A 16,032-nucleotide genomic window follows, 5' to 3' on the forward strand; every position below is an offset into this window, starting at 1 on the left:
GCTCGGACGACCGAGAGCCGATGACCGTCGCCGCCTCCGAAACCATGCCGCTGCGCGCCCTGTTGGCGCGGATTTGGCGCGACTATCTGTCCAAGCACAAGGGATCGCTGATCCTGTCGGTCTTGTGCGCGGCGGTGACCGGCCTGCTGACGGCGGCGCTGCTGAAGCTGCTGGAGCCGGCCGTCAACGGTCTGTTCCTGGGCGGGACCAAACCGATCAGTCTGTTCGGCCTGGTGACCTTTCCGGCGGACAAGGCCGTCGTCTGGATTCCGGTCGCCATCCTGACCGTCGCCATTGCGCGAACCCTCGCCGCGCTGGGCCAGGCCGCCTTGGTCAACCGATTGGGTCACACCATCGTCGGCGACATCCAGATCCGCCTGTTCGGCGCCATGATCCGCGCCGATCTGGCGCGCTTACGCAGTCAGCACTCGGGCGGCTTCGTCTCCTCGGTGCTGTTCGACGCCAATATGGTGCGCGAGGCCTTCACCTCGGGCGTGGTCAACTACACCCAGAACCTGCTGACCCTGATCGCGGTCCTGATCTACATGGGTTTCATCGACTGGCAGCTGACGATCGTCGTGCTGCTGGGCGTGCCGCTGGTGGCGCTGGTGCTGCGCCGGTTCGGGCGCAAGACGCGCAAGGCCGCCGTCGGCGCCATGGCCGAGACCGAGAACCTGTCCACTGCCCTGATGGAGAACCTGGACGGGGTTCGCCTGATCAAGATCGAAAACCGCGAGGCCGCCGAACAGGACCGCGTCGCCGAGGTGGTCGCCCGTCGCCAGCGCCACGTCATCAAGGGTGCCAACGCCCGCGCCTTCGCCGGCCCCTCCAGCGATCTGGTCGCCTATATCGTCGTCGCCGCCGTCATGGCCTACGCCGGATGGCGGGCGCAGACGGGCGACATGACCGTGGGCGGGTTCGCCGCCTTCATCGGCATGCTGTTGGCGGCCGGCCAAGCCCTGCGTCAGGTGACCAACCTGGCCACGGTGATGAGCGAGGGCTTCACCGCCGCGCGGCGCCTGTTCGGGGCCCTGGACATCCAGCCGGAAATCCGTGAGGCGGCCGACGCCGCGCCCCTGGCCGCCGGGCCGGTGGAGGTCGTGCTGAACAATGTCTCCTTCGCCTACCCCGGGACCGATGCGCCGACGCTGGACGGGGTGTCCCTGCGGGTCGCGCCGGGCGAGACGGTGGCGTTGGTCGGGCCGTCGGGCGGCGGCAAGAGCACGATCCTGAGCCTGCTGCCGCGCTTCTATGATGTGACGGGCGGGGCGGTGACGATCAACGGCGCCGACGTGCGGGCGCTTCGCATCCATGACCTGCGCGACCACATCGCCCTGGTGACGCAGGAACCCTTCCTGTTCGACGACACCATCGCCGCCAACATCGCCTATGGCCGGCCGGGCGCGACGCAGGCGCAAATCGAGGACGCCGCGCGGTCCGCCGCCGCCCACGACTTCATCACGGCCCTGCCTGAAGGGTATGCGACCCGCGCGGGCGAGGCGGGCCTGCGCCTGTCCGGCGGTCAGCGCCAGCGGATCGCCATCGCCCGCGCCTTCGTCAAGGATGCGCCGATTCTGCTGCTGGACGAGGCCACCAGCGCCCTGGACACCGAGAGCGAGGCCCTGGTCCAGGCGGCGCTGGAGCGGCTGATGCAGGGGCGCGCCACCCTGATGATCGCCCACCGCCTGTCCACCGTCCGGAACGCCGACCGCATCTATGTGATCGAGGCCGGCCGCGTGGTCGAGGAAGGCTCCCACGACGCTCTGGTCGCCCAAGGCGGCCTCTATTCGCGCCTGGCCCGCCAGCAGTCGCTGGACGGCGCCGCGCCCACGGTCGAGACGGTCGCGTGAGGCCGCTGCGCATTCCGGCCGTCCAGGCCAGCCTGTCTTTCATCCTGGCGCACTGGATGCAGTTCTGCTTCGCCACCATGCGCTGGACCCATGAAAACCAGGCGGTGGCCGAGGGTGTTTGGGCCCGGGGCGGCGGGGTTTTGTGCGCCTTCTGGCATTCGCGCATCGGCTTGTCGCCGGCCTGCTGGCCGCTGAACCGCGCGCAGCCGGCCAAGGCGTTGATTTCCCTGTCGGCGGACGGTCAGTTCATCGCAAAGGCCGTGGCTCGCCAAGGCTTTCCCGCCATTCGCGGTTCGTCGTCGAACAAGGACAAGGCGGACCGGGACAAGGGCGGATCGCAGGCGCTGCGGGCGGGCCTGCGTCAGTTGAAGATCGGCGCCCTGGCTATCACGCCGGACGGTCCGCGCGGCCCGGCGCGCCAGATGGCCGAGGGTCTGCCGATGATGGCCAAGATCTCAAAGGCGCCGACGCTGTTCATCGGCATGTCGTGCAATCCGGCCATCCGGCTGAACAGCTGGGACCGCGCGATCCTGCCCCTGCCCTTCGCAAAAGGCGCCATCGTGTGGGACATCGCCGATTATCCGACCGGCGACGACCTGGATCACGTCCGCCAGGACTGGGCCGCGCGGCTGAACGCCGTCGAGGCGCGGGCCGATGCGATCACGGGCCTGAAGCCGTGAGGATGCAGCCATGACGCCGCTGCCGCTGATCGCCTATCGGCTGGCGACGCGCGCGCTGGAGCCGCTGGCCCCGCGTCTGCTGGATGCGCGCGCCAGGCGGGGCAAGGAAGACCCGGTACGGGTGGACGAGCGGATGGCCTTCACCCGCACCTCGCGCCCCGCAGGCGATGTGGTCTGGCTGCACGGCGTCAGTGTCGGCGAGAGCCTGTCGCTGCTGCCCGTGGTCGAGCGGCTGACGAAGGCGCGACCGGACCTGACCGTTCTGGTTACCTCCAGCACCGTGACCTCGGCGCAGATTCTGGCCGAACGACTGCCGACAGGCGTGATCCACCAATATGCGCCGGTCGATGCCCCCGGCGTGGTCGAGCGGTTCCTGGACAATTGGCGGCCAGCCCTTGCGGTCTTCGTCGAAAGCGAACTGTGGCCGAACCTGCTACTTGAGGCGAAACGGCGTGGCGTGAAACTGGCCTTGGTCAGCGCGCGCATCACCGAGAAGACGGTCGAGGGCTGGGCGCGGTTTCCGGCCTCGGCACGGGCGCTGACCGGCGCCTTTGATCTGGTCCTGCCGCAGGATGCGGTCTCGGCCCAGCGGCTGGAGGGCATGGGCGCGCGGATCGACGGGCTGGTGAACCTGAAACTGTCGGGAGAGGCCCTGCCGCACGATCCCGCCGCCTTCAGCCGCCTAAGCGCCGCCATCGGCGACCGGCCGGTGATCGTCGCCGCCAGCACCCATGAGGGCGAAGAGATCGCCATCGTGCGGGCGCTGGACCATCTGAGCGAGCGTGTCTGCCTGATCCTGACGCCACGCCATCCCGAGCGTGGCGCGCATATCGCCCAGGCCCTGCAACGCGACGGCTACGCCTTCGCCATGCGCTCGCGAGGCGAGACGATCGGGCCGGACACCGACATCTATCTGGCCGACACCCTGAACGAGATGGGCCTGTTCCTGCGTCTGGCCGATGTGGTGGTGATGGGCGGCTCGTTCGCGCCCGCCATCGGCCTGCCGCCCGTCGGCGGGCACAATCCGTTGGAGCCCGCGCGGCTGGGCAAGCCGACGATCACGGGGCCGGATGCATCCAACTGGGCTCCAGTGACGGCGGCCATGGTCGAGGCGGGGGGCCTGGTCCTGGTTCAGGCGCCGTCCGACCTGCCCGGCGTGATCGAGCCCCTGCTGGAAGACCTGAACGCAGCCAGGGCCATGGGCGAACGCGGGCGTCGCGCGGCGGTCGAGGCTGGAGGCGGGCTGGAGCGACTGTGGGCGCTGCTATCGCCGCTAATGCCGCAGAGGCAGGGCCGGCGATGAAGCTGAATACGCCGCGCTGGTGGTATGTGCGCGACAGCAACCACGCCCGGATGACGCGCACGGCGCTGCAACCGCTGGGCTGGGTCTGGGCCGCCGTGACAGCGCGTCGGATTGCCAAGGCGGTCCCGGTCGACCCCGGCTGCGCGGTCATCTCGGTCGGCAATTTGACGGTCGGCGGATCGGGCAAGACGCCGGTCGCGCGCGAAACCCTGCGGCTGCTGCAGGCGGCGGGGGTGGAGGCGCAAGGTCTGTCGCGCGGCTATGGGGGGCGGCTGGAAGGGCCGGTCCGGGTCGATCCTCAAATCCATACGGCCGACGATGTCGGGGACGAGCCGCTGATGCTGGCGCAGGGGTCGTCGGTCTGGATCGCGCGCGATCGTGTGGCGGGCGCCAAGGCCGCCGTCGCAGACGGCGCGCAGGCTCTGGTGCTGGACGACGGCCATCAGAACCCGGCCCTGAAAAAGACCGTCAGCCTGATCGTCGTGGACGGCGAGACGCGCGGGGACGAATGGCCGTTCGGGGACGGTTCGGTCTTTCCGTCGGGTCCGATGCGCGAGCCGCTGAAGGCCGGGCTGGCGCGCGCCGACGCCGTGGTGGTCATGCTGCCGACCGATGTCGAAGACGCCGATCCCGAACTGCTGGCGGTGTTCGACGCCCTGCCCGTCTTCGTCGCGCGCCTGACGCCCGAAGGGCCCCCGCCGTCGGGGCCCCAGGTCGGCTTCGCCGGCATCGCCAAGCCCTGGAAGGTCGAGCGGTCGCTGAAGGCGGCGGGCTGCGACCTGGTCGATTTCGTCCCCTTCCCCGACCACGCGGCCTATAGCGACGCTGACATGACGTTCCTGACCGACCGGGCGGCGGTGTTCGACGCCGGCCTGGTCACGACGGAAAAGGACTGGGTCCGGCTGACGGCCGAGCAGCGCAAGGATGTCGTCGCCTGGCCGGTCGTCGCCCGGTTCGAGGACGAGGCGGCTTTCGCCGCCTTCCTGAACGACAGAATTCAATCGGCGCGATAGACGACGCCGGACTTCATCACGAACTTCATCCGCTCCAGCTCGGTCACGTCCGTCAGCGGATCGCCCGAGACGGCGACGATGTCGGCGGGCATGCCCACGGCGATCTTGCCGGCCTCATTGGCGATGCGCAGGTGTTCGGCGGCGCCGACGGTGGCGGCCTGGATGGCCTCAAGCGGGCTCAGGCCAGCGCGGACCAGAAGCGCGAACTCCTGGGCGTTGTCGCCGTGGGCCGAAACGCCCGAGTCGGTGCCGAAGGCGATCTTGACCCCGCCCTCATGCGCGCGGCGCGCCATGTCCAGCATCTTGGGCCCGGCCTCCAGCGCCTTGGCCGTCTGGGCGGGGGTGAAGAAGTTGTCGGGTCCCGAGGCGATGCGCGCCACGAAATCCCCGGCCAGCAGGGTCGGGATCAGCCAGGCGCCGTTCGACTTGAACAGGCGGATCGACTGGTCGTCCAGATAGGTGCCGTGTTCGATGGAATCGCCCCCGGCCCGCAGAAAGGCGTTGATGCCGTCGACCCCGTGGGCATGCGCCGTCACCTGGCGGCCCATGCGGTGGGCGCTGCCGACGATGGCGGACAGTTCGTCGTCGCTGAACTGCTGGTTCAGGCCGGCGGCGGTGTTCGAAAGCACGCCGCCCGTCGCGGTGATCTTGATGATGTCGGCGCCGGCGCGAACCTGGGTGCGCACGGCCCGCATGCAGTCCTCAGGTCCCGAGCAGATGCTTTCGGACGACAGCAGGTGCATGACGTCCTCGCGATAGCCGTTGATGTCGCCATGCCCGCCGTGGATCGACACCGACGACCCCGCCGCAATGATATGCGGTCCCGGCACGTCGCCGTTCCGAACGGCGTTTCGCAGGGCGAAGATGGCTTGGTTCGAGGCGCCCAGATCCGCCACCGTCGTAAAGCCGGCCATCAGGGTGCGACGCGCATAGCGGGCGCCGACCATCGCCTGATCCGCATCTGAAAGCGTCACCTCGTCAAGGCGTGCGTTCGGGTTTTGCTGGCTCGTCAAATGGACGTGGCTGTCGATCAGGCCGGGCAGGACAAAGGCCTGGCGCAGGTCCACGACCTTGCCTTGCGATGCGTCGCCGACGAAGCCGTCGCGCACTTCAACAACCTGGTTCCCTCTGATCACGAGAGTTTTATCGCGTTGCACAACGCCGTTCGACGGATCCGCAAGCAACCTTCCGGCTTCAACGAACGTTGTGTCTGGTTGCGTCGAAACGCCTGTGGCCACGGGGGTTTGCTGCGCGTGAGCGCTTACCGCCGACGCCATCAGCGCCGCCAGCGCGATCCCAAAACGTTTCATCGATATCTCCCCGCGACGCGTCGGCCGCAAAAATGCCCCACAAGGCTCAGGTTGCCTCGCCCGTAACCAACTGAAACAAACACGCCTCAAGACCAACCGCAACGAGGGCGTCGCATGCGGCTATCGAGACGAGGGCTTATTCTGGGTGGATCGGCCATGCTGGCGGGATGCGCCAGCGCGAGCGCTACGGCGCCGCTGACGACGGCTCAGAACGGAACTCCGATCGCCATGCCGCAGGTCGGTCTGCCCACGGTCCAGACCTCCGCCCTGACGCCGCCGCCGCTGGATCCGCGTGGTCACGTTCGCAAGGACCTGATGGAGCGCGCCATGACCGCGCTGGACACCCACCATCACCGCCTGCCTCTGCGTGACCGGATGTATCTGGTCGATTTCCAGAAGTTTTCAGGCGAGGAGCGGCTGTACGAAGTCGACCTGATCGCGGGTGAAGTGAAGGTGCTACGCACCTGCCACGGACGGGGATCGGACCCCAGCCACACCGGCTATGCCCAGCGCTTTTCCAACACGCCCGATTCCAACATGTCCTCGATCGGCGCCTATGCGACGGCGGGGGCCAACTGGGGCGCGCAACAGGGGCCGAACGTGCTGCTGGACGGGCTGGAATACACCAACGACAAGGCGCGCGAGCGCGCCATCATCATCCACGGCGCCGACTACGCCGATCCCGACTTCCTGGCGCGCGAAGGCAAGCTGGGTCGCAGCTACGGCTGTTTCTCGGTCGCACATACCGACCTTCCGGCCTTGCGCGAGCGCATGGGCGAAGGCCGACTGTTGTTCGCTGCGGCCTAGGCTTCAGCCCCGGTCCAGCGCCCGCCAGCCGATGTCGGAGCGGTTGAAGCCGCCCGGCCAGTCGATCTTGCGGATGGCGGCATAGGCGCGTTCGCGGGCCTGGGCGATGTCGTCGCCCTCAGCGCAGATGTTCAGGACGCGCCCGCCCGAGGCGGCCAGCAAGCCGTCGTCGCGGCGCTTGGTCCCGGCATGAAAGACCTGGACATGAGGGCCGAAGTCCTGATCGGCGCCGCGGATGATCGAGCCTTCCAGCGGGCTGTCGGGATAGCCCTTGGCGGCCATGACCACGCAGATCACCGTCTGAGGCTTGAAGGCGGGCGAAGCCAGACCCGAGACGTCGCCGCGCGCGCAGCCCAGCAGATAGGGGACGATGTCGCCCGCCATCCGCATCATCAGCACCTGGCATTCCGGGTCGCCGAAACGGGCGTTGAACTCGACCACCTTGGGGCCGTCCTCGGTCGCCATCAGGCCGGCGTAGAGGACGCCGCGATAGGGCGCGCCTTCTTCGGCCATCTTGCGGATCGTCGGCTGGACGATCAGCGCGTCGGCCTGCTGCACCAGCTCGGGCGTGAAGACGGGCGCGGGCGAATAGGCGCCCATGCCGCCGGTGTTGGGACCAAGGTCGCCGTCAAAGGCGCGCTTGTGGTCCTGGGCGCCGCCGAACAACAGGGCGCGTTGACCGTCGCACAGGGCGAACAGCGAGCCTTCCTCGCCGTCCATGAACTCCTCGATCACGACGCGGGCGCCGGCCGCGCCGAACCGACCACCGAGCATCCGCTCGATCTCGGCCTCGGCGTCGGGACGGTCGGGACTGATGGCCACGCCCTTGCCGGCGGCAAGACCATCGGCCTTGATCACATAGGGCGGCCGGAACACGTCCAGCGCCGCCTTGGCGTCCTTGACCGTGTCGTAGACGCCGTAGCCGGCGGTCGGGATCTCGTGGCGTTCAAGGAAACCCTTCGAAAAGGCCTTGGAGGTTTCCAGCTGCGCCGCCTTGGCGGTCGGCCCGAAGCAGGGAATGCCGGCAGAAGCCAGGCGGTCGGCCAGACCGGCGGCCAGCGCCACCTCGGGCCCCACGACGACCAGGTCGGCCTTGATCTCTCTGGCCAGGGCGGCCAGGCCGTCGGCGTCGTCCGCCTTGACGGCGCGCAGCTCGCACAGCTTCTCAATGCCGGGGTTGCCTGGCGCCGCCACCAGGCGCGTGACCAGCGGCGACTGGGCGATCTTCCAGGCCAGGGCGTGTTCGCGGCCGCCCGATCCGACGAGAAGAATGTTCATGAGATCGGGCAATGACCGGCCGGCGCCGGCCGGTCAAGCACCCGTCAGACTTAACGCCGCATTCAGCGTCCAATCAGCGCGTTGGCGGGGTCCACGCCGGCAGGGCCTGAAGTTGACCGGGCGTCAGATCGGTGACCAGATCCCGGTCGCCGTTGCGGTCGATCGGAGACACGTCCGCGATCGGAACCCGCACCTTCATGTCGCCCGGCCCTTCCAGCTCTACGACCAGATGGGTCAGGGCGCCCGAGGCGTCCAGCACCAGGGTTTCCACGTCGCCCAGATCGACGTTGGCGCGCGAATACAGATCCGCGTCTTCCAGTTGGTCGCGGGTCATGTTGAAGGCCAAGGCGGCGTTCGACGCGGCGGCATCGGCCTGCTGGCCCGGCAAGGCCACGGGCGCAGCGCCGGGCGCAGGGGCCTGGACCACATCGTCGTCGCGATCCGAGCAGGCGACGACGCCGCCGGTCAGGCAAAGAGTGGCGGCGAGCGGGACGAAGCGGTTCATACGGCCTCCTTGGTGCTAGAGCAGGGCCGAGACGACATAGACGCCCAGGCCCAGCAGAATGATGCAGCCGATGATCAGCCACGGGCTCATGGCGCCGCCGCCCCCGGCGCGGCGCGACAGATCGCGCTCGTGCGGGTCGCGGTCAGAAGGATCGGTTCCGGGCGGGTCGGCGGGCATGAAAGTCGAACGACAGGGTGCGCGCAGCGTTCCCGGACGGATCGACGCAGGCTAGGGTGGGCCCCATGAGCGACGACTCCTACGTATTCGAAGGCCCGGCCGAGGTCCCAGCCCCTCGCGACAACAATCCGCCCCTGTCGATCTCGGAGCTGTCGTTCGCTTTGAAGCGCACGCTGGAAGACCGGTTCGGCCATGTGCGGCTGCGCGGCGAGGTCTCCAAGGTCAACCGCCACGCATCGGGCCACATCTATCTAACGCTGAAGGACGACAAGTCGGCTATCGACGGCGTCGTGTGGAAGGGGTCGGTGCGCGGCCTGGGCGTTCAGCCCGAGGCGGGGCTGGAAGTCATCGTCACCGGCAAGATCACCTCCTATCCGGCGCGGTCGTCCTATCAGATCGTGATCGAAAGCATGGAGGCGGCCGGCGCCGGCGCCCTGCTGGCTCAGTTGGAGCGGCTGAAGGTCCGCCTGCGTGAGGAAGGGCTGTTTGAGCCGGGGCGCAAGAAGCCCCTGCCCGCCTTTCCCGCGACCATCGGCGTAATCACCAGCCCGACCGGCGCGGTGATCCGCGACGTGCTGCACCGGATCGCCGAACGCTGGCCCTGTCGCGTCATCGTCTGGCCTGTGGTCGTTCAGGGCGAATCGGCCTGCGGTCAGGTGTCGAATGCCATTCGCGGCTTTGACGCGATGACGCCCAACGGGCCGATCCCCCGCCCCGACCTGCTGATCGTCGCGCGCGGCGGCGGGTCGGTCGAGGACCTGTGGTGCTTCAACGACGAGGGCCTGGCGCGGACCGTGGCGGCGGCGCGCATTCCGATCATCTCGGCCGTGGGGCACGAAACCGACACCACCCTGATCGACTTCGTCTCGGATCGCCGGGCGCCGACGCCGACCGGCGCGGCCGAAATGGCGACGCCGGTGCTGGCGGACCTGCGCTATGCCGTCGCGGACATGGACCGGCGCATGGTGCAGGCAGGCGGACGGCTGATCGAGGATCGACGCACGCGCCTGCGGGCGGTGGCGCGCGGCCTGCCGGCGCGACCGGAGGACCTGCTGGCTCTGGCGCAACAACGACTGGACCATGTTTCGAGCCGGCTGGGATCGGGCCTGCAACGCAACGTCGCCCTGCACGAGCGGCATCTGGCGGTGACGGGCGGCAAGCTGAGCCCAGCCCTGCTGCGCACGCGGATCGAGCGGGGGCAGGACCGGCTACGCGGCGCGGGCGACCGGTTGGGCGCAGCGCTTCAGGCCGGCGTGGCGCGCGGCGAACGGCGGTTGTTGCAGGTCTCCGGGCGGCTGTCGCCCGAACCGCTGCATCGACGACTGGACCAGCGTCAGGCCCGGCTTGAAGCCGTCGGGGCGCGGCTGGACGGGGTCCTGCCGCGCCGACTGGAGCGGGACGCCGATCGCCTGGCGGCGCTGTCGCGCGCGCTGACGACCCTGGACCCCGGACGGCCCAAGCCCGGCTTCGCCCGCGTGGAAGATTCAGACGGCGCCTGGATCACCTCGGCCAAGGCGCTGGAGGCGGGTCAGGCGGTCCGGCTGGTGTTCGGCGACGGCGTTCAGCCCGCGACAATCGACGGCGGCGAACCCCGTCCGTTCCCGCCGCGTCCGGCGGCCAAGCCGAAGCCGTCCGCCGCCGATCAGGGCAGCCTGTTCTGACGGCGGCGGATATGATCCGCGTTTTCCGCTTCGCCCCGGCGCCGCTTCCTGCTAACGGCGCCGCATGAAGATCACGCGCCTCGCCGTCACCGCCTATGTGTTCGCCCTCCTGATCATCGTCCTGGATCAGCTGACCAAGGCCTGGATCATCAGCGGCCTGTCGCTGCAGGAAGTCGGCCGCATCCCGGTCTTCCCGCCGATCCTGAACTTTAGCTGGGTCGAAAACACCGGCGTCAGCTTCGGCCTGTTCGGCGGCGGCGAAGCCCGCTGGGGCCTGGCCATCTTCTCCATCGTCGTCTCGGCCGGCCTGGCCTGGTGGGCGACGCAGTCGAACCGTCGCCTGCTGATCACCGCAATCGGCTTCGTCATGGGCGGGGCCCTGGGCAATGTGATCGACCGGATCCGCTTCGGCTATGTGGTCGATTTCATCGACTTCTCGGGCACCGGCGTGTTTCCTTGGGTGTTCAACGTCGCCGACAGCGCCATCACCATCGGTGTCGTGCTGCTGATCATCGACAGTCTGGTGTCTGACAAACCCGCCAAGGTTGGCGCGGCCGTCGAAAAGTCGTAATCACCCCGTCTTCACTATGCCGACTGCGCCATCGCGGCGCTTCCTGCATCAGCCGACCAGAGCCTGAAACCATGCGTATCCGCAGTGTCGCCGTCCTGACCCTCGTCGCCTCCTCCGCGCTCGCCGTCTCGGCCTGCGGCAGCATCAAACAGGGCATCGGCCTGACCAAGGTGGTGCCCGACGAGTTCGTCACCGTCTCCACCGCCCCGCTCAGCATTCCGCCGGAATACGGCCTGCGTCCGCCCGCGCCGGGCCAGCCGCGCCCACAGGAACTGGCCCCGGAAAGCGCCGCGCGTCAGATCCTGCTAGGTCAGCGTCAGGCCGTCACCCGCACGCCGGGCGAACAAGTCCTGGTGGCTCAGGCCGGCGGCGAACAGGCCGACCCGCTGGCCCGCTATGTCGTCGATGACGAGTTCGGCGATCTGGCGCACAAGGACGAAAGCTTCGCCAACCGCCTGATGTTCTGGCGCAAGGACGACGCCTCGACCCAAGCGCCGACGGTCCGCCAGACCGCCGAAGGCCAGAAGACCATCGACGCCTCGACCGAGGCCGCCCGCCTTCAGGCTCTGACCGGCGGACAGCAGGCCATCACGATCCAGCCGCGTCGCAGCAACGGCTTCAAGCTGCCGGGCCTGTAAGGACCGCTACGACGGACGCTTGCCACGGCGGCGTCCGTCCTTATTGTAAACGGACCTGATCAGGAGCCGTTTGCATGACCGAAACCGTCGATATCGCCGCCCTTTCCGGGATCGACCAACTGCGTCTGGGCATGACGGGCGGCTTCATCGCGCCCATCGCCCGCACCGTCGGCTTCGAACTGACCGAAGTTGAAGAAGGCCGGGTGGTGTTCGAGGCCATCCCAACCACCGCCGTCTATAATCCGCTGGGCACGGTCCATGGCGGCTGGATCGCGACGGTGCTCGACTCGGCCTGCGGCTGCGTCGTCCATTCCACGCTTCGGCCGGGCCAGACCTATACGACGCTGGAACTGAAGACGGTTTTCCACAAGGCGCTGACGGCCGGCACGCCGGTTCGGGCCGAGGGCCGGATCGTTCAGGCTGGTCGCCGCGCGGCCTTCTCGGAGGCCGATCTGCGCGGTTTGGATGGCAAGCTCTATGCGACTGCAACCTCGACATGCCTGGTCATGGAGCGTTGAGGGGAGCGCTGAGGCCAGCAAGCGTTTGCCGCGCCTCGCTTTAGCCGCTATCAGCGGCGAGCGTTGATGATCGGCCGCCGATCGTCGTGCGCCCTCTCTCGCTGTCGGAAAAATAAGCTGATGCGTCGCGTGTTCACCGCCCTGGCCGCCCTCTCCATCGCGGCCTCCGTCCTGCCCGTCGCCGCCGAGGCCCAGACCTCCCAACGTCAACGTGAGCGCGGCGGGCAACAGCAGCAGGCCTCGGGTGACGACGCCGCGCCGTCGCGCGCGCCGCGCATTGCGCCCCTGCGTCGCCGCGCCAACGCCGGCCCCTGCCCCTATGTGAAAATTCTCTACGACGCCGCCCGCTACGTCGAGCTGGAAGGCGGCCGCGCCGCCGTGGCCAATGTCGGCTATACCGGCGAGATCGAGGGTATCTCTTCGGACTGCGAATATCGTGAAGCCGACCCGATTCGTGTCGATATGGACGTGCTGTTCAACCTGGGCCGCGGCCCGCAGGCGACCGGCGAGCAGCGCACCTACCGCTATTGGATCGCGGTGACCGAGCGGAACAACGCCATCCTATCGAAGGAATATTTTGACCTGCCGGTGAACTTCGAGGGCCAGCGCACCGCCTCGGTGACTGAAAAGCGCACCATCGTCATTCCGCGCGCCGGCATCGACACCAGCGGCAGCAACTTCGAAATCCTGGTCGGTTTCGACGTGACGCCGGAAATGGCCGAGTTCAACCGCTCGGGCAGCCGCTTCCGCGTCAACGCCGGCACGACGCCCGCCGCGCCCTCGCCTGCTTCCGCACCGAGCCAATAATGTCTGATCTGAAGACCGTCCTCAGCGAAGCGGTCGCCGCCGCCTTCGCCGCCGAAGGCGTGGACGCGGCCTTGGCCCGCGTTACCCCGTCGGACCGCCCCGACCTGGCCGATTTCCAGTCCAATGGCGCGCTCGCCGCCGCCAAGGCGCTGAAGGCCAATCCGCGTGAACTGGCCGGCAAGATCGCCGAGCGCCTGAGCGCGGATGCCCGCTTCGCCTCGGTCGAAGTGGCGGGACCGGGCTTCATCAATCTGAAGCTCTCCGACGCGCTGCTGGCCGAACGCGCGACCGAGGTGGCGAACGACGCCGCCCACGCGGGCGCCGCGACCGTGGCCGAGCCGCGCCGGGTGGTCATCGACTACGGCGGTCCCAACGTCGCCAAGCCGATGCATGTCGGCCATTTGCGCAGCGCCATCATCGGCGAGAGCCTGAAGCGGTTGTTCCGCTTCCGCGGCGACCACGTCACCGGCGACGCCCACTTCGGCGACTGGGGCTTCCAGATGGGCCTGCTGATCGTCGCCTGCGGCGACGAGGGCCTGGCCGAGACCTTCATGGCCGAAGGCGACGGTCCCTTCCCGGTCGACAGCCCCGTGACCCTCGCCGACCTCGACCGCCTTTATCCGCAGGCCGCCGGCAAGGCCAAGGAGGATCCGGCCTTCCGCGACCGCGCCCGCAAGGCGACGGCGGAGCTTCAAAACGGCCGTCCCGGCTATCGCGCGCTGTGGCGGCATTTCGTGGCGGTCAGCCGTGAGGCGCTGAAGCGCGAATACGGCGACCTGTCGGTCGATTTCGACCTGTGGAACGGCGAAAGCGACGCCGATCCGCAGATGCCGGAAATGCTGGCGCATCTGAAAGAGACCGGCCTGCTGGTCGAGGACGACGGCGCCCAGGTGGTTCACGTCGCCAAGCCCGGCGAGACGCGCAAGAAGAAGCTGGCCGACGGCTCGGTGATCGAGGCCCCGTCTCCCCCGCCCCTGCTGGTCATCAGCTCGGAGGGCTCGGCCATGTACGGCACGACCGACCTGGCCACGATCCTGGACCGCAAGAAGGCTCTGTCGCCCGACCTGGCCCTCTACGTCGTCGACGAACGCCAGGCCGAGCATTTCGAACAGGTCTTCCGCGCCGCCTATCTGGCCGGTTACGCTGAACGGGGTGCGCTGGAGCATCTCGGCTTCGGCACGATGAACGGACAGGACGGCAAGCCGTTCAAGACCCGCGCGGGCGGCGTGCTGAAACTGCGCGACCTGATCGACCAGGCGACCGAAAAGGCGCGCGAGCGCTTGCACGAGGCCAAGCTGGGCGACGACCTGTCGCCGGAGGAGTTCGAGGCCATCGCGCACAAGGTGGCCATCGCCGCCCTGAAGTTCGCCGATCTGTCGAACGCGCGCACGACCAGCTACGTGTTCGACCTCGACCGCTTCATGAGCTTCGAGGGCAAGACCGGGCCGTATCTGCTGTATCAGTCGGTCCGCATCAAATCCCTGCTGCGCAAGGGCGCCGAACAGGGGCTGACGCCCGGCTCCATCGTCATTGCAGAACCGGCGGAGCGCGATCTGGCCCTGACGCTGGACGCCTTCTCGACCGCCGTGTCGGACGCCTACGACAAGCGGATGCCGCATCTGGTCGCCGAACACGCCTATCGCGTGGCTCAGTCCTTCTCGAAATTCTACGCCGCCTGCCCCGTGCTGATCGCGCCGGACGAAGCGACCAAACGCTCGCGTCTGGCCCTGTCCGCTGCGGCTCTGCGCCAGCTGGAAATCGCGTTGAACCTGCTGGGCATCGACACGCCGGAGCGGATGTAGGGTATAGACAGGGCGACATCCTCCCGGAGATCGCCCATGTCGCTCGACGCCTATATCGCCGGCCTGCCCAAGGCCGAACTGCATCTGCACATCGAGGGCTCGCTGGAGCCCGAGCTGATGTTTGAGCTGGCGCAGCGGAACGGCGTGTCCATTCCCTATGACAGCGTCGAGGCGGTGCGGGCGGCCTATGATTTCTCGAACTTGCAGGACTTTCTGGACATCTACTATGCGGGGGCCGCCGTCTTGCTGACGCGGCGGGATTTCGAGGATCTGGCCTTCGCCTATTTCCAGCGCGCGGCGGCGGATAATGTGCGCCACGCCGAAATCTTCTTCGATCCCCAGACCCATACCGACCGAGGCGTGCCCTTCGGCGTGGTGGTCGAGGGGCTGATCGCAGGCATGGACCGGGCCAAGGCGGAGCTGGGCGTGTCCAGCGGCCTGATCCTCAGCTTCCTACGCCACCTGACCGAGGAGGAAGCGTTCGCGACGCTGGAGGCGGCCGAACCCTATCTGCACCATTTCATCGGCGTGGGGCTGGATTCGTCGGAGGTCGGCCATCCGCCGTCCAAGTTCCAGCGCGTCTTCGCCGCCGCGCGTGAGCTGGGCCTAAAACTGTGCGCCCACGCGGGCGAGGAGGGCCCGCCCGCCTATGTGCACGAGGCGCTGGACCTGCTGAACATCGACCGGATGGACCACGGCAATCGCTCCATGGAGGACGAGGCGCTGGTGCAGCGGCTGTTCGCCGAGCAGATGACCCTGACCGTCTGCCCTCTGTCGAACCTGAAACTGTGCGTGGTCGATGATCTGAAGGCCCATCCCGTCCCCGAGATGCTGCGGCGGGGCCTGCACGTCACCCTGAACTCGGACGACCCGTCCTATTTCGGGGGATATGTGAACGATAACTACAGCCGGCTGGCTGAGGCCGTTGGCCTGACACGCGATCAGGTGACGCGACTGGCGAAAAACAGCTTCGAGGGGTCGTTCCTGGGCGAGCCGGAGAAGGCGGCCTACCTGGATGAGGTGGAGGCCTATGCGGCGGGGCACTGACGCCCTCTCCTTTCGTCATTCCAGGGCGTCCGAAGGACGAACCCGGAACCCAAGAGGCGCGCATC

At 68.2% G+C, this 16,032-nt stretch carries 16 protein-coding genes; 12 read left to right on the top strand and 4 right to left on the bottom strand.

Features of this window, described 5'->3' with window-relative positions; genetic code table 11:
• Positions 1–20 precede the first annotated feature (20 nt).
• Genes GGC30_RS05035 through lpxK form a run of 4 tightly spaced genes read left to right on the top strand, consistent with a single transcriptional unit; the run spans position 21 to position 4,846 of the window.
• Positions 21–1,850, top strand: a complete 1,830-nt coding sequence (locus GGC30_RS05035) for an ABC transporter ATP-binding protein (protein WP_153922970.1) — start codon at positions 21–23, stop codon at positions 1,848–1,850.
• On the top strand, positions 1,847–2,530 hold the full coding sequence (locus GGC30_RS05040) for a lysophospholipid acyltransferase family protein (RefSeq protein WP_055753298.1): 684 nt from the start codon (positions 1,847–1,849) through the stop codon (positions 2,528–2,530). The genes GGC30_RS05035 and GGC30_RS05040 overlap by 4 nt, the downstream gene beginning before the upstream one ends.
• A gap of 10 nt (positions 2,531–2,540) precedes the next feature.
• A complete protein-coding gene (locus GGC30_RS05045) occupies positions 2,541–3,833 on the top strand; it encodes a 3-deoxy-D-manno-octulosonic acid transferase (protein WP_153922971.1) in 1,293 nt (430 codons plus the stop codon).
• Positions 3,830–4,846 carry a tetraacyldisaccharide 4'-kinase gene (gene lpxK, locus GGC30_RS05050; RefSeq protein ID WP_153923024.1) on the top strand — a complete coding sequence of 339 codons (1,017 nt, stop codon included), beginning with the start codon at positions 3,830–3,832 and terminating at the stop codon, positions 4,844–4,846. The genes GGC30_RS05045 and lpxK overlap by 4 nt, the downstream gene beginning before the upstream one ends.
• Here the strand turns inward: lpxK and GGC30_RS05055 are convergent.
• Entirely contained in the window at positions 4,831–6,156 is a 1,326-nt protein-coding gene (locus tag GGC30_RS05055; protein ID WP_153922972.1) for an amidohydrolase family protein, read from the bottom strand. The genes lpxK and GGC30_RS05055 overlap by 16 nt on opposite strands.
• 114 nt (positions 6,157–6,270) lie before the next feature.
• On the opposite strand from GGC30_RS05055, the gene GGC30_RS05060 reads away from it, so the two are divergent.
• On the top strand, positions 6,271–6,963 hold the full coding sequence (locus GGC30_RS05060; protein ID WP_055804088.1) for a murein L,D-transpeptidase catalytic domain family protein: 693 nt from the start codon (positions 6,271–6,273) through the stop codon (positions 6,961–6,963).
• 3 nt (positions 6,964–6,966) lie between these two features.
• Here GGC30_RS05060 and purD read toward each other — a convergent pair whose 3' ends face one another.
• The 3 genes from purD to GGC30_RS16225 all read right to left on the bottom strand — a co-directional run bounded on the left by purD (position 6,967) and on the right by GGC30_RS16225 (position 8,923).
• Positions 6,967–8,241, bottom strand: a complete 1,275-nt coding sequence (gene purD, locus GGC30_RS05065) for a phosphoribosylamine--glycine ligase (protein WP_153922973.1) — start codon at positions 8,239–8,241, stop codon at positions 6,967–6,969.
• Positions 8,242–8,314: 73 nt separating this feature from the next.
• Positions 8,315–8,746, bottom strand: coding sequence for a hypothetical protein (locus GGC30_RS05070; protein ID WP_153922974.1), 432 nt, complete (start codon positions 8,744–8,746; stop codon positions 8,315–8,317).
• A 15-nt stretch (positions 8,747–8,761) separates the two neighbouring features.
• On the bottom strand, positions 8,762–8,923 hold the full coding sequence (locus GGC30_RS16225; protein ID WP_167334148.1) for a hypothetical protein: 162 nt from the start codon (positions 8,921–8,923) through the stop codon (positions 8,762–8,764).
• Between the two features lie 65 nt (positions 8,924–8,988).
• On the opposite strand from GGC30_RS16225, the gene xseA reads away from it, so the two are divergent.
• From xseA to GGC30_RS05105, 7 genes are all read left to right on the top strand, one after another.
• On the top strand, positions 8,989–10,584 hold the full coding sequence (gene xseA, locus GGC30_RS05075) for an exodeoxyribonuclease VII large subunit (RefSeq protein ID WP_153922975.1): 1,596 nt from the start codon (positions 8,989–8,991) through the stop codon (positions 10,582–10,584).
• A 64-nt stretch (positions 10,585–10,648) separates the two neighbouring features.
• Positions 10,649–11,155, top strand: a complete 507-nt coding sequence (lspA, locus tag GGC30_RS05080; RefSeq protein WP_055804071.1) for a signal peptidase II — start codon at positions 10,649–10,651, stop codon at positions 11,153–11,155.
• A gap of 71 nt (positions 11,156–11,226) precedes the next feature.
• Positions 11,227–11,793, top strand: coding sequence for a DUF3035 domain-containing protein (locus GGC30_RS05085; RefSeq protein WP_153922976.1), 567 nt, complete (start codon positions 11,227–11,229; stop codon positions 11,791–11,793).
• 74 nt (positions 11,794–11,867) lie between these two features.
• Complete coding sequence (locus GGC30_RS05090) at positions 11,868–12,311, top strand: PaaI family thioesterase (RefSeq protein WP_055804066.1); 444 nt, start codon at positions 11,868–11,870, stop codon at positions 12,309–12,311.
• A 120-nt stretch (positions 12,312–12,431) separates the two neighbouring features.
• Entirely contained in the window at positions 12,432–13,118 is a 687-nt protein-coding gene (locus tag GGC30_RS05095) for a Tat pathway signal sequence domain protein (RefSeq protein ID WP_153922977.1), read from the top strand.
• The gene (gene argS / locus GGC30_RS05100; protein ID WP_153922978.1) at positions 13,118–14,920 is read left to right on the top strand and encodes an arginine--tRNA ligase; all 1,803 of its coding nucleotides are present in this window, start codon (positions 13,118–13,120) and stop codon (positions 14,918–14,920) included. Before GGC30_RS05095 ends, argS begins: the two co-directional genes overlap by 1 nt.
• Before the next feature lie 36 nt (positions 14,921–14,956).
• Positions 14,957–15,967 carry an adenosine deaminase gene (locus GGC30_RS05105; RefSeq protein WP_153922979.1) on the top strand — a complete coding sequence of 337 codons (1,011 nt, stop codon included), beginning with the start codon at positions 14,957–14,959 and terminating at the stop codon, positions 15,965–15,967.
• Positions 15,968–16,032: the final 65 nt, after the last annotated feature.

Origin of the sequence: Brevundimonas sp. SPF441 (genome assembly GCF_009661015.1) — a bacterium.
GTDB lineage: Bacteria > Pseudomonadota > Alphaproteobacteria > Caulobacterales > Caulobacteraceae > Brevundimonas > Brevundimonas vesicularis.

Coding starts and splice junctions, on each gene's coding strand:
- GGC30_RS05035 (WP_153922970.1), top strand. CDS start 21: ATGACCGTCGCCGCCTCCGAAACCATGCCGCTGCGCGCCCTGTTGGCG.
- GGC30_RS05045 (WP_153922971.1), top strand. CDS start 2,541: ATGACGCCGCTGCCGCTGATCGCCTATCGGCTGGCGACGCGCGCGCTG.
- lpxK (WP_153923024.1), top strand. CDS start 3,830: ATGAAGCTGAATACGCCGCGCTGGTGGTATGTGCGCGACAGCAACCAC.
- GGC30_RS05055 (WP_153922972.1), bottom strand. CDS start 6,156: ATGAAACGTTTTGGGATCGCGCTGGCGGCGCTGATGGCGTCGGCGGTA.
- GGC30_RS05060 (WP_055804088.1), top strand. CDS start 6,271: ATGCGGCTATCGAGACGAGGGCTTATTCTGGGTGGATCGGCCATGCTG.
- purD (WP_153922973.1), bottom strand. CDS start 8,241: ATGAACATTCTTCTCGTCGGATCGGGCGGCCGCGAACACGCCCTGGCC.
- GGC30_RS05070 (WP_153922974.1), bottom strand. CDS start 8,746: ATGAACCGCTTCGTCCCGCTCGCCGCCACTCTTTGCCTGACCGGCGGC.
- GGC30_RS16225 (WP_167334148.1), bottom strand. CDS start 8,923: ATGCCCGCCGACCCGCCCGGAACCGATCCTTCTGACCGCGACCCGCAC.
- xseA (WP_153922975.1), top strand. CDS start 8,989: ATGAGCGACGACTCCTACGTATTCGAAGGCCCGGCCGAGGTCCCAGCC.
- lspA (WP_055804071.1), top strand. CDS start 10,649: ATGAAGATCACGCGCCTCGCCGTCACCGCCTATGTGTTCGCCCTCCTG.
- GGC30_RS05085 (WP_153922976.1), top strand. CDS start 11,227: ATGCGTATCCGCAGTGTCGCCGTCCTGACCCTCGTCGCCTCCTCCGCG.
- GGC30_RS05090 (WP_055804066.1), top strand. CDS start 11,868: ATGACCGAAACCGTCGATATCGCCGCCCTTTCCGGGATCGACCAACTG.
- GGC30_RS05095 (WP_153922977.1), top strand. CDS start 12,432: ATGCGTCGCGTGTTCACCGCCCTGGCCGCCCTCTCCATCGCGGCCTCC.
- argS (WP_153922978.1), top strand. CDS start 13,118: ATGTCTGATCTGAAGACCGTCCTCAGCGAAGCGGTCGCCGCCGCCTTC.
- GGC30_RS05105 (WP_153922979.1), top strand. CDS start 14,957: ATGTCGCTCGACGCCTATATCGCCGGCCTGCCCAAGGCCGAACTGCAT.